This window comes from Thalassospira sp. ABL2_045 (assembly GCF_056161285.1).
Map to the genome: position 1 here is coordinate 1 of NZ_JBSWYV010000013.1, position 12,130 is coordinate 12,130.

Annotated in this window: 12 protein-coding genes and 1 tRNA gene; 12 read left to right on the top strand and 1 reads right to left on the bottom strand. The window is 53.2% G+C overall.

What is annotated here, in order from left to right; all coding sequences use genetic code 11:
- The 11 genes from ACXAIA_RS16535 to ACXAIA_RS16585 all read left to right on the top strand — a co-directional run.
- The coding region (locus tag ACXAIA_RS16535) for a hypothetical protein (RefSeq protein ID WP_475350298.1) at positions 1-262 on the top strand (262 nt) is incomplete at its 5' end.
- A tRNA-Asp gene (locus ACXAIA_RS16540) sits at positions 240-316 on the top strand. The genes ACXAIA_RS16535 and ACXAIA_RS16540, both read left to right, overlap by 23 nt.
- 410 nt (positions 317-726) lie before the next feature.
- Positions 727-2,316 carry an ABC transporter substrate-binding protein gene (locus ACXAIA_RS16545; RefSeq protein WP_475350299.1) on the top strand — a complete coding sequence of 530 codons (1,590 nt, stop codon included), beginning with the start codon at positions 727-729 and terminating at the stop codon, positions 2,314-2,316.
- A 26-nt stretch (positions 2,317-2,342) separates the two neighbouring features.
- Positions 2,343-3,410 (top strand): ABC transporter permease, encoded by a 1,068-nt coding sequence (locus ACXAIA_RS16550; protein ID WP_475350300.1) that lies wholly within the window; start codon positions 2,343-2,345, stop codon positions 3,408-3,410.
- Between the two features lie 2 nt (positions 3,411-3,412).
- Positions 3,413-4,345, top strand: coding sequence for a nickel transporter permease (gene nikC, locus ACXAIA_RS16555; RefSeq protein WP_475350301.1), 933 nt, complete (start codon positions 3,413-3,415; stop codon positions 4,343-4,345).
- Between the two features lie 2 nt (positions 4,346-4,347).
- Positions 4,348-5,190, top strand: a complete 843-nt coding sequence (locus ACXAIA_RS16560) for an ABC transporter ATP-binding protein (RefSeq protein ID WP_475350302.1) — start codon at positions 4,348-4,350, stop codon at positions 5,188-5,190.
- Between the two features lie 11 nt (positions 5,191-5,201).
- The gene (locus ACXAIA_RS16565) at positions 5,202-5,966 is read left to right on the top strand and encodes an ABC transporter ATP-binding protein (protein WP_475350303.1); all 765 of its coding nucleotides are present in this window, start codon (positions 5,202-5,204) and stop codon (positions 5,964-5,966) included.
- 11 nt (positions 5,967-5,977) lie between these two features.
- Positions 5,978-7,027: a dipeptidase gene (locus ACXAIA_RS16570; RefSeq protein ID WP_475350304.1), complete on the top strand. Its 1,050-nt coding sequence runs from the start codon at positions 5,978-5,980 to the stop codon at positions 7,025-7,027.
- 41 nt (positions 7,028-7,068) lie between these two features.
- Positions 7,069-7,926 carry a hypothetical protein gene (locus tag ACXAIA_RS16575; RefSeq protein WP_475350305.1) on the top strand — a complete coding sequence of 286 codons (858 nt, stop codon included), beginning with the start codon at positions 7,069-7,071 and terminating at the stop codon, positions 7,924-7,926.
- Between the two features lie 14 nt (positions 7,927-7,940).
- Positions 7,941-8,249: an STAS-like domain-containing protein gene (locus ACXAIA_RS16580; protein ID WP_475350386.1), complete on the top strand. Its 309-nt coding sequence runs from the start codon at positions 7,941-7,943 to the stop codon at positions 8,247-8,249.
- A gap of 3 nt (positions 8,250-8,252) precedes the next feature.
- On the top strand, positions 8,253-8,795 hold the full coding sequence (locus ACXAIA_RS16585; RefSeq protein WP_475350306.1) for a PIN domain-containing protein: 543 nt from the start codon (positions 8,253-8,255) through the stop codon (positions 8,793-8,795).
- Between the two features lie 19 nt (positions 8,796-8,814).
- Here the strand turns inward: ACXAIA_RS16585 and qhpR are convergent, their stop codons facing one another.
- Positions 8,815-9,834, bottom strand: a complete 1,020-nt coding sequence (qhpR, locus tag ACXAIA_RS16590) for an AraC-like transcriptional regulator QhpR (RefSeq protein ID WP_475350307.1) — start codon at positions 9,832-9,834, stop codon at positions 8,815-8,817.
- 355 nt (positions 9,835-10,189) lie between these two features.
- Here qhpR and ACXAIA_RS16595 point away from each other — a divergent pair, with 355 nt between their 5' ends.
- Positions 10,190-12,118 (top strand): primary-amine oxidase, encoded by a 1,929-nt coding sequence (locus tag ACXAIA_RS16595; RefSeq protein WP_475350308.1) that lies wholly within the window; start codon positions 10,190-10,192, stop codon positions 12,116-12,118.
- The last annotated feature ends 12 nt before the right edge of the window (positions 12,119-12,130 follow it).

Here is a 12,130-nt window from a genome sequence, read left to right on the forward strand (position 1 = left end):
GCGCCGGCCTGTCACGCCGGAGGCCGCGAGTTCAAGTCTCGTCACTCGCGCCATTCCCTCCCTGATGGGAATGATGAACAAAAAAAGCGCCGCGATTTATCGCTGGCGCTTTTTTGTTTTCCCTAGGACTTTTCCCAAACAAACCGGCGAAATCCGCCAGTGCATTTTTCTTTGTAAAATCGGTCAAAAAACACTTGCCACCCAGAGGCGGTCTTTATATAAACCGCGCCACGCACAAAGCGGGTGTAGCTCAGTTGGTTAGAGCGCCGGCCTGTCACGCCGGAGGCCGCGAGTTCAAGTCTCGTCACTCGCGCCATTCCCTTCCTGATTGGGGATGATGCACAAAAAAAAGCGCCGCGATTTATCGCTGGCGCTTTTTTTGTTTCCGACGTGATCATCGTGCCAGCCCCGCCGCACCCTTTTGGGTATACTTCCCGACAAATTACGCAACTAAAAGTTTGAAGTTTTGTCGCAGAATCTGTCTTTTGATGAATTAGACAGCAATACTGACCGACTGATCATTGATTAATCGTATAAATTATGCTCAGCTCCACAGGCATTTAGCAAACACTTGCAGGCCGCCCCACTTAATATTCGGGCCTGAAGGCGTAAACCAAACCCCGGATGGCTGCGAAGATGAAGCTATTTCGCCTCCGGCCTCCAGTTGGTTGCCTATCAGTCCACGCCTTGGCCTGCAGTCCCACAACAACAAACGGGAGGCGCATCATGCGCAAATTTATCGCAGGGCTGGTCATGGGGACCGCGCTCGCTACCGCACCTTTGATGGCACAGGCCGAAACGCCGAAAAATGCCCTCGTCATGGCGTTTGCCATTGATGACATCATCACGCTTGATCCGGCACAGATTTTCGAGTTTTCCGGCGCTGAATATGCCGGTAACACCTATGACCGTCTGATCGGTTTCGACAATGAAGACGTCTCCAAGATCTATGGCGTGATTGCCGAAAGCTGGGAAGTCTCCGAAGACGGCAAGACCTTCACCTTCAAAATCCGCGATGGCATCGAATTCGCGTCGGGCAATGACCTGACCGCCGAAGATGCTGCCTTCTCGCTGCAGCGCGTGATCCTGCTTGATCAGTCGCCGGCCTTCATTCTCGGCCAGTTCGGTTTCACCGCCGAAAACGTCAAGGAAAAGATCTACGCCGCTGACGAGTCCACCCTCGTCATGGAAGTCGACCAGCCCTACGCACCGAGCTTCGTGCTCTACTGCCTGACCGCAGGCGTTGGTGCGGTTGTCGACAAGGAAGAAGTCCTTGCCCACGAAGTTGACGGTGACCTTGGTCATGAGTGGCTGAAAACCAACTATGCCGGTTCCGGCCCGTTCAAGCTGAACAAATGGACCGCGGGTGAAAGCCTCAGCCTGACGGCGAATGAAGATTACTGGGATGGCGCACCGGAAATGAAGCGCGTCATTATCCAGAGCGTCAAGGAAGCAGCCGCCCAGCAGCTCCTGCTGGAAAAAGGCGATATCGATATTGCCCGTAACCTCGAAGCCGATCAGCTGGCCTCGATTTCCGGCAATGACGACATCAAGCTGCTCTCCAAGGGTAAAGGTGCGCTCTGGTATCTCGGCCTGTCGCAGAAAAACGAATATCTGTCGAACCCGAAAGTCCGCGAGGCGCTGAAATACCTTGTCGATTACGAAGGCATTTCCGAAACCATCCTGGCGGGTCGTTCGCAAATCCATCAGGCCTTCCTGCCGGAAGGTTTCCTGGGTGCCTATAACGAGAACCCCTACTCGCTTGATATCGAAAAAGCCAAATCCCTTCTGGCCGAGGCCGGTTATCCGGACGGTTTCAGCGTAACCATGGATACGCGTAACACCACCTCGATCATGGCAATGGCACAGTCGATCCAGGCAACCTGGGCACAGGTCGGCATCAATCTGGAAATCATTCCGGGCGATGGCAAACAGACCCTGACCAAATACCGTGCGCGTCAGCACGATATCTATATCGGTCGCTGGGGCCCGGACTATCAGGATCCGCACACCAACGCATCGACCTTTGCCTGGAACCCGGACAACTCCGACGATGCCGCTGCCAAGCCGCTGGCATGGCGTAACTCCTGGGATGCGGGTGATCTGACCGCGAAAACCGATGCCGCCACACTTGAGCGCGATGACGCCAAGCGTGCCGAAATGTATGTCGATCTTCAGAAAGAAGTTCTGGAAACCGGTCCGTTCGTGATCATGTTCCAGGAAACCGAAATCGCATCCATGCGCGGTAACGTGAACAACTTCGTCCTCGGTCCGTCATTCGATAACAACTATTATCGTTACGTCACCAAAGACTAATCTCGACGAAGGAGACAACGGTCGTAATGTCCGCTGTTAAACGCAATAAACGGGACGGGCGCAACCGCGCCCGTTTCGCTTCCGGCCCCGCTGCAACTGTACTGCGGCTGGTCTTTTCACTTGCCATTACATTCTTTGGCCTGCTGCTTGTCACCTTCCTGATCGGTCGTGTGTTGCCGATTGATCCGGTTCTGGCAGCGGTTGGTGACCGCGCCCCGCAAGCTGTCTATGACCGCGTGCGCGAGGAAATGGGTCTCAACCTGCCCCTCTGGCAGCAATTCTTTATCTATATTTCCAATGTCCTGCAGGGCAATTTTGGCCAGTCGGTGCTGACGTCCAACTCCGTGCTGGATGACATCAAGCGCGTGTTCCCGGCAACCCTTGAACTGGCAACCCTTGCAACCATCATCGGTGTATTACTTGGCATCCCGGCTGGCGTCTTTGCCGCCATCAACAAGGGGAAATGGCCTGATCACGTGGTCCGCGTGATTGGTCTTGCCGGTTATTCCATGCCGATCTTCTGGCTCGGCCTGATGGGGCTTCTGGTATTTTATATGAAGCTCGACTGGGTCGCAGGTCCCGGACGCCTTGATTCGTTCTATGTCGATTTCATCGAACCGACCACCGGTCTGATGCTGATTGATACCCTGATCGAAGGCGACATGGATCTGTTCTGGAACGCGGTCTCGCACATTATTTTGCCGGCCTCGATCCTTGCCTATTTCTCATTGGCATATATTGCGCGCATGACACGGTCCTTCATGCTCGAACAGCTGAGCCAGGAATACATCCTGACCGCACGGGTCAAAGGCATTTCCGAACACCGCATCATCTGGCGCCATGCGCTGGGCAACGTCATGGTGCCGCTGGTAACCGTGATTGCATTGTCTTACGCCAACCTGCTCGAAGGATCGGTTCTGACCGAAATCATCTTCGCCTGGCCGGGCCTTGGGCTTTACATCACCAACTCGTTGCTCAATGCCGATATGAACGCGGTTCTTGGCGGCACGATTGTGGTAGGTGCGGTCTTTATTGGCGTGAACATGCTTTCTGACGTGCTCTACCGCCTGCTCGACCCCAGAGCGCGGAGATAATCATGACAACACAGACAAACACTTCGCAACCATCGCAGACCGGCCTGAAACAATGGCTGACCTCCGATACGCCAAAATCGCGTTGGCAGGCCAAATGCGGCCGCGCCTGGCTTGGCTGGATCAAGTTCACCGAAAACCGCCTTGCGATGATCGGGCTGTCAATCGTCATCGGGCTAATTCTGGTGACGATCTTTGCGCCGCTTCTGGCGCCCTATGATCCCTTGGCCGCCGATCTTGCCAACCGTATTCAGCCGCCCAGTGCTGAACACTGGTTCGGCACCGATCAGTTGGGCCGTGATATCCTGTCGCGTCTGATCTACGGCGCACAATATACGCTGCTGATTGTGGCCCTGGTCGCAATTACGGCCGCCCCGCTTGGCCTTCTGGTCGGCACGGCTGCGGGTTATTTCGGTGGCTGGATTGATGCCACACTGATGCGCATCACCGATATCTTTCTGGCCTTCCCGAAACTGATCCTGGCCCTTGCTTTTGTCTCCGCGCTTGGACCGGGTCTGGAAAACGCCATTCTTGCCATCGCCATTACCGCATGGCCGCCCTATGCCCGTATCGCACGTGCCGAGACCATCACCGTGCGCAAGTCCGATTTCATCGAAGCCGCCCGTCTTCAGGGGGCGTCGAACATGGGTCTGATTTCCGGTCACATCATGCCGATGTGCATCAGCTCACTGGTCGTGCGTGTCACCCTTGATATGGCCGGTATGATCCTTATTGCGGCGGGTCTTGGCTTCCTTGGTCTTGGTGCTCAGCCGCCAATGCCGGAATGGGGCGCCATGGTCTCCGATGGTCGTCAGTTCCTGCTTGAACAATGGTGGGTGGCCACGGTTCCAGGGCTTGCCATCTTTATCGTTAGCCTTGGCTTCAACCTTCTGGGTGATGGCCTGCGCGATGTTCTTGACCCGCGTGGAGGCGATTGATCATGTCCAATGAAACCCTTCTGTCGGTCAAAAACCTCGAAGTAACCTTCAACACGCCCAAAGGGGATGTCCATGCCGTGCGCGGTGTGACCTTTGATCTTGGCCGTGAACGACTTGGCATTGTCGGCGAATCAGGCTCTGGCAAATCCCAGACTGGGCGTGCCATTCTGGGCCTGACCGCTGCCAACGGCAAAATCACCGCTGATCAGCTGAAATTCCATGATGTCGATTTGGCAAACCTGACGCCAAAACAATGGCGTAAGGTGCGCGGCGCACGCATTTCCATGATCATGCAGGATCCGAAATATTCGCTGAACCCTGTCATGACCATCGGGGATCAGATCATCGAAGCCTACCGCGAGCACCACAAGGTCAACGCCAAGGAAGCCCGCCACCGCGCAATTGATATGCTTGATGCGGTTAAAATCCGCGATCCCGAGCGCGTGTTTAATTCCTACCCGCACGAAGTTTCAGGCGGGATGGGACAGCGCGTCATGATCGCCATGATGCTGATCCCCGATCCCGAACTGATCATTGCTGATGAGCCGACCTCGGCGCTTGATGTCACCGTACAGCTTCAGGTCATGGCCATTCTTGATGACCTGGTCCGTGATCGTGGCATGGCGCTGATTTTCATCAGTCACGACCTGCAACTGGTTTCAAGCTTCTGCGACCGTGTATTGGTCATGTATCAGGGCCACGTGGTCGAAGAAATCAAGGCCTCTGCCCTGCACGAAGCCAAACACCCCTACACCAAGGGGCTCCTCAACTGCTTGCCAACAATGGATGGGGATCATGCCGATCTGCCGATCCTTGAACGCGAAGCAAGCTGGGCCGAAGGGTAAGGGGAACGCAAATGATTGAAATCAACAAACTCAATGCCTGGTTTGACGACAACCACGTTCTCAAGGATGTCGACATCAAGGTGCCGAAAAACGGATCCTATGGCCTCGTTGGTGAATCGGGTTCGGGCAAATCGACGGTGCTGCGCACCATCACCGGCCTCGTCGATGACTGGGAAGGCGAAATTCTCGTCAATAACAAGGAACTCGGCCCCAAACGCGACAAGGATTTCTATCGCCTTGTGCAAATGGTGTTTCAGGACCCGTTCGGATCGCTGCATCCGCGTCATACCATCGACCGCATCCTGACCGAGCCGGTCAATATCCACGGGCTTGGAAATTCTGACGGTCGTGTCGTGCAGGCACTTGAACAGGTCGGGTTGGATAACTCCTTCCGCTTCCGCTATCCGCATCAGCTATCCGGGGGGCAGCGCCAACGTGTTGCGATTGCCCGCGCCCTGATCCTTGAACCCAAGATTTTACTGCTCGATGAACCGACCTCGGCCCTTGATGTGTCTATTCAGGCCGAAGTACTTAATCTGCTCAGTCGCTTGCGCCGCGAGCTTGGCCTGACCTACATTATGGTCAGTCACGACCTCGCCGTGGTGGCGCACATGTGCGACGATATTGCCATCATGAACCATGGCCGTATTGTCGAACGCGCCACCGCCAACCAGTTGGCTGAGGGCACGCTTGAACATCCCTACTCCCAACAGCTCTACAAGGCTGCTGGCGGCTATGACCGCGCCGTTATTGACAGCTTTGTCGACTGGGACTGACCGGAGATACCATGACTTCTGCCACCACGCTTAGCTTCGCAACGCCCTTCGCACCAGCCGACAGCAAACTGACCAACTACCAGCGGCAACACATCCCGGCCTTCACTTGGGATGCCCATGCCTGCCTGCCGCTCGATGAAAAAACCCCGGCAGACCTGCTTGATACCTATGTCGCGGGCCATGTGGATTATGTCTGCGTCAATGTCGGCATGGATATGAACAGCGTTGCCCATATCCTGCGCGTGATCGCGGCCTTCCGCGCCAAGATCGCCGCCCACCCCGACAAATACATGCAGATCGAAACGTTTGAGGATCTGGAAATCGCCAAATCCAAGGGGCTGCTGGGTGTCGGATTTGATCTGGAAGGCTCGGTCATGCTCCAGGACATGCCCGAAATGGTGCCGGTCTTTGCCAAGCTGGGCGTCAAGCAGATTCACTTTGCCTATAACCGCAACAACTCGGTCGCCGGTGGTTGCCACGATGTGGATATCCCACTGACCGACCTGGGTGTTGAAATGGTCAAGGCCGTCAACACCAGCGGCATGATCATGGATTGCTCCCACACCGGACGGCAAAGCTCGCTTGATATCATGCGGGTGTCATCCAAACCGGTCGTCTTCAGCCACGCCAATCCCAAGGAACTGGGTGGTCATGAACGCTGCATTGATGATGAACAGATCAAGGCCTGCGCCGATACCGGCGGCGTGATCGGCATTTGCGGTTTCCAGCGTTTCATCAAATCCAAAAACGCCCCGGAAGTCCCCGACATGATCCGCCACATCAAATATGCGGTTGATCTGGTCGGGATTGACCATGTCGGCATCGGGCTTGATACCATGCCCTCTGTCGCCGGTACAAACGACTTCCCCGATGGCGTCGATAAGGATTATTACTGGCCCGCCGCAAGTGGTTATGGCCCGGCAGCCGGTGGGGCTGCGGTGTTTGATCCGCGCAAACTCCCGGCCCTTGCCGATGCCCTGATTTCAATCGACTATTCTACCGATGACGTCGATAAAATCATGGGTCAAAACTTCATGCGTGTGGCCAAGGCAAGCTGGTAAGATGAAACTCTTAACAGGACTTAGTTCACAAGGTACTTGTGATGATCGTCAGTCTTAGTGACATACGAACTAACCCCGCTGGGTTTGCAGCGATTGGAATGCTAGCGAACCAGTTGCAGAATAGAAGAAATGAGCACGTTCAGATCGACTGTAAGAGTTTGAACTGGATGGATGCCAACATGGCCAGTGCTTTAGGTGGCTTAATAAGTCTCTACGCATTAAGTGGTCTGAATTTCAGCTTTATCAACTTAAAGCCGCGAATCGTTACTATTTTATCCAAAAACGGTTTTTTGCTTAATAAAGCTGTCGACATTCACAATACGACGATTAAATACACGACATTTACACTTGATGAATCTATCCGATTTTCCGAGTACACGGAGCAATACCTGAACACACCAAACATCCCGCTTATGACAACCAGTGTTAAGGATAAATTTTTCGAAGGGCTGGACGAGATTTTTGGAAATTGCTCGATTCACAGCCAGTCACCGACCGGCGTGCATGCATGTGGCCAAATTTATCCCCACCAACACAGAATTGTCTTCACAATTTCAGACGTAGGAGTCGGGATCCCACCACTAGTTCGAAGACAACTTCTTCGCGAATTAACCGATGAAGCCTGTATTGATTTGGCAATGCAAGAAGGCTTCACAACTCGCTCGCTCGATGTACCTGGTGGCTTAGGCCTCAAGATTGTGAAACAATTTGTTGAGAAAAATAAGGGAAAGTTAATTGTCGTCTCTCAACGTGGCTACTGGGAGTTAACGGCCACTGGTTTGAAAGCAAGTCCCATTTTATATCCATATCCGGGAACCTCTGTTAGTATTGAGATTCGAACGGATGATGAAAACGTGTACGATGTCGATGAACACATCGACTTGCAGTCGTTATTCTAGGAGCTAGCGTGAACGTGTTAAAAGTCATAGACGTAGTTGGCACTGGTATTTGCGTCGCCGTTGAAGATGGTCATTTGCTTCATGAAGAACTGTACAAACGCCTAAAAAAGGAAGAGATGGTTCAGATATCTTTCGAGGGCGTTAGGCGCCTAACCACTGCGTTCCTAAATTCCGGAATAGGCCAGCTCTACAACGAATTCGACGAGGAAACTATAAGAAGATTGCTTAGTGTTGCGCCAAACACTGAGCCTCAAAAAGCTGGTCTCATTAAAAAGGCAACTGATAGAGCAAAACAGTTCTATCAGTTGCAAAATTCCGTCTAGCTAATGCCAGCACATCTAATTGATAAAATTCAAGAAGCGCCAACGAATAAAAAGTTCTTTTTTGACACCAACGTTTGGCTGCACCTTTATGGGCCTCACTGCAACTATAAAGACCCTAAGGTTCAGGCGTACTCAAATTTCCTCAAGATTATTCTCGAAGCTCAAGGAAACTCTATTTTTATAGACTACCTTGTGATTGCAGAATTCATAAATAGGTATGTTCGTGATACTTTCCGGCTCCAGCACGAGCAGGATTTCAAGAACTTCAAAGAGTTTCGCAGTTCAGATGAGCATACTTCCATAATCGAAAGCTTATCAGACGAACTATTTCACATTACACAAGACACTGAGACCATTTACTGTGACTTGGCCGAGTTAGATTTGGACTCACTGATCAAGCAAACTGCCGAGGGCAAATCGGATTTCAATGATGTCGTAATACTGACAATTTGTGAGATTAGAGACCTTTGCCTAGTTACAGACGACGCAGACTTCCCTGTCGACAAAATTGAAATATATACACAAAATACAAAACTCGGCGCTTAAGCGCCAATTTTCATCTTCGCTAAACATGCACAAGCCGTCTGAATTGTCCCGGCGATGTGCCGGTCATCGCCTTGAAGCCACGACTGAACGCGGATAGTTCGCTATATCCCAGATGTTCGGCGATATCGGGGATCGGAAGGTCGGTCAGGCGCAGCATGTCGCTGGCGATGCCACCGCGCACTTCTTCGCGAATTTTGCGAAAGCTTGTGCCTTCCTGATCAAGTTCGCGCTGGAAGCTGCGCAGGCTCATGGAAAATTCATCCGCCGCGTCATGAACATCAATCTGACGGTGCCGGCACAATGTCGCGACAATCCATGCCTTGGTCGCGGTCGGCAGATCGACATTCTGTTCAAGCCGTTCGGCGCGGGTCTGAAATTCCGTAACCAACTGCCAATGCCGATCCGGATCGGCGTTTTTCATTGGCTTGTTTAAAAGCTGTGCTGGCAGGAAAAGGGCGTTTTCGCGCTGCCCCAACCGCACCGGACATTTGAAATGATTTTGAAAAATGCCTAATCCACGGTCATTTCGGTGTTCAAAATCAATGCAGTTTGGCTGCCAGTCATCGCCAAGGGCTGCGGATAACAGCGAATGAAATGACGCTTCGCTGAAAATTGCGTCCTGCGTTCGGGTGCGCACGGCATGCTCGGCAATGCGGTACGATAGCTTTGCCTGACCATCCTCGACCGATAGTGAAAAGGATGTGCTGCCCTGAAGGGTCGGGAAAAAGCGCGCGAATTTTTCAAGCCCATGGCCCAGCGTCGGCGCGCTTAAAACCATCTCGGCATGTTTGCCCAGACCACGGCAACCCCATGTATCGCCAAGGAATAATCCCAGTGCTGGATTGTTGGTGGCGTCTGATGCCAGCTCCAGCATGGTGGTAAAAATCATCAAGGGCGTTGATTGCGGCGAGATAAAAAGCCCTGCCCCGGCAAGCCCCGCGCGCGCAGAAAGCCCTACATGATCGATGCCGGACTCACCAAGCATTCCCATCACGCTGTTTAGAACCGAACGGTCAATGGCACCCGAAACACGTTTCATGGGTTATCCATTCCATGGGCAGTTACGAATTCAACGCATTCAATTGATGTGCCAATTGAACGACACCTGCCCATCTGATGCCAGCCGCAGCGATCATTTTGGCACCAAATGTCAAATACAGACCGCCTTGGTTTGGCTAGCGTTTTAGAAATAGAAAAATACAAAATCGCCGATCAGGGAAATCGCGCTCATTCGACATCCCCCGATGGTCAAACGCGTTTGTCGGCAATTGCCTTAAGTCCTGGGAACAACGTCCATTCAAACCCCCTCCGCGCCACCAACGCGGTTGCTATTGCCTGTGTTCGGCCGGCGTGATCCGGCCGGCGATCAGACACCTTCATCAGGGAGAATAAGAATGGATAAATGTTGCAGCAGTGAAAAGGTCGAGGTCACCCACCCGCTTCAGCCCCTCACGGCCGAGGAAATCAACAAGGTCGCCGATATCGTGCGCGCCGATCCGCCTTACGGCGAGAATACCCTGTTTGAAACCATTGAGCTGATGGAACCCGAAAAGGACGAGTTGGCTGATTTCAAACCGGGTGACGCGATTGCGCGCAAGGCACGCGTCAATGTGTTTGATTCGACCAAGGTCAGCGTCACCAAGCTCGTGCTTGATCTCGACGCTGCCAAGATTATCTCGGCCCAGGAACTGCCGGGCAAACGCCCGATGATCCAGCTTGAACAATTTGTCGAGATCGAGGAAATCGTCTGCTCCGACCCGACCTTTATCGCCGCGTGCAAAAAACGCGGTATCACCGACATGTCGATGGTCTGTGTGGATCCCTGGTCAGCGGGTAATTTCGACAAACCGGGCGAAGAAGGCCGTCATCTGGCGCATGTTTTTTGCTGGCTGCGCAAACGCGAAAATTCCAACTTCTATGCCAACCCGATCGAAGGCCTGAATGCAGTTGTCGATCTGCTGTCCAAGGAAGTCATCCGGGTAGATGATTATGGCGGCGCCCCCATCCCCGAGGCCGAAGTCAATTACGAAGCCGATTTCTTCGAAGAAGACGAATTCCAGCCCAAAGCCAAGCCGATCAATGTTGAGCAGCCCGAAGGTGTGAACTTCAAGATGGACGGTAACAAGATCACCTGGCGCAACTGGGAACTCGTGATTGGCTTCAATGCGCGTGAATCCCTGACCCTCCATGACATCAAATTCAATGGCCGCCCGATTGTCCATCGCGCGTCTATTGTTGAAATGACCGTACCCTATGGCAGCCCCGATAACGGCCATTATCGCAAAAACGTCTTTGATATCGGCGAATATGGCATCGGCAAGCTGGCCAATTCCCTGACGCTGGGCTGTGACTGCCTTGGCGTGATCAAATATCTTGATGTCACGCTCAACACCATGAATGGCGAGCCGTGGACGATTGAAAATGCCATCTGCATCCACGAAGAAGACGCTGGGTTGCTTTGGAAACACATGGATTTCCGCACCGAACGCACCGAAAGCCGCCGCAACGCCAAGCTGGTGATTTCCACCATCTGCACCGTCGGCAACTATGAATATGCGCTCTATTGGTATCTGTTCCTGGATGGCATGATCGAATTTGAAGTCAAGGCAACCGGCATCATCAACACCGCCGCCTGCCTGCCCGGTGAACCCGGCAAATATGCGGTTGAGGTCTCCCCGGGTGTTGCCGGTCAAATCCATCAGCACATCCTGTGCGCGCGGCTTGATATGGCGATTGATGGCTATGGCAACAGTCCGGTTGAATGCAACACCTTTGCCGAGGAGCCCGGTCCGGAAAACCCATATGGCAACGCGTTCTTTGAAAAGGAAACCGTGCTGGAATCCGAACTGGCCGCTGCGCGCAAAACCAACCCGGCCTCGCAACGCTACTGGAAGGTCGTCAATCCCAACAAGCTTGGCAAAACCGGTCGTCCCGTGGGCTACAAGCTTGATGCCACCAATTGCGTCACGCCGTTCATCAACCCCGATTATCCATCGGGCAAACGCGCAAGCTTCATTGAAAACCATGTCTGGTTCACTGCCTACGATCCCGAGGAACGCTTCCCTGCCGGTGATTTCATGAACCATTCCGATGGCCGTGGCGGGCTGACCGATTTCATCAAACAGGATCGCGGTCTTCAGAATACCGATCTTGTCATGTGGCATGTCTTTGGCCTGCACCATCAGGTCCGCATGGAAGATTTCCCGGTTCAGCCCTGTGTCACCACCGGCTTCAAGCTGATGCCGATGGGCTTCTTTGATGGCAATCCGGGCATCAACCTGCCGCCGGAAAAGAACGATGCCAGCTGCCCGGCAAAATGCTGATCTGATTTTGGC

Bases quoted from the DNA above. Each gene is read 5' to 3' on its own strand.
- ACXAIA_RS16545 (WP_475350299.1), top strand. From the start codon at position 727: ATGCGCAAATTTATCGCAGGGCTGGTCATGGGGACCGCGCTCGCTACC.
- qhpR (WP_475350307.1), bottom strand. From the start codon at position 9,834: ATGAAACGTGTTTCGGGTGCCATTGACCGTTCGGTTCTAAACAGCGTG.
- ACXAIA_RS16570 (WP_475350304.1), top strand. From the start codon at position 5,978: ATGACTTCTGCCACCACGCTTAGCTTCGCAACGCCCTTCGCACCAGCC.
- nikC (WP_475350301.1), top strand. From the start codon at position 3,413: ATGACAACACAGACAAACACTTCGCAACCATCGCAGACCGGCCTGAAA.
- ACXAIA_RS16585 (WP_475350306.1), top strand. From the start codon at position 8,253: ATGCCAGCACATCTAATTGATAAAATTCAAGAAGCGCCAACGAATAAA.
- ACXAIA_RS16575 (WP_475350305.1), top strand. From the start codon at position 7,069: ATGATCGTCAGTCTTAGTGACATACGAACTAACCCCGCTGGGTTTGCA.
- ACXAIA_RS16550 (WP_475350300.1), top strand. From the start codon at position 2,343: ATGTCCGCTGTTAAACGCAATAAACGGGACGGGCGCAACCGCGCCCGT.
- ACXAIA_RS16595 (WP_475350308.1), top strand. From the start codon at position 10,190: ATGGATAAATGTTGCAGCAGTGAAAAGGTCGAGGTCACCCACCCGCTT.
- ACXAIA_RS16565 (WP_475350303.1), top strand. From the start codon at position 5,202: ATGATTGAAATCAACAAACTCAATGCCTGGTTTGACGACAACCACGTT.
- ACXAIA_RS16560 (WP_475350302.1), top strand. From the start codon at position 4,348: ATGTCCAATGAAACCCTTCTGTCGGTCAAAAACCTCGAAGTAACCTTC.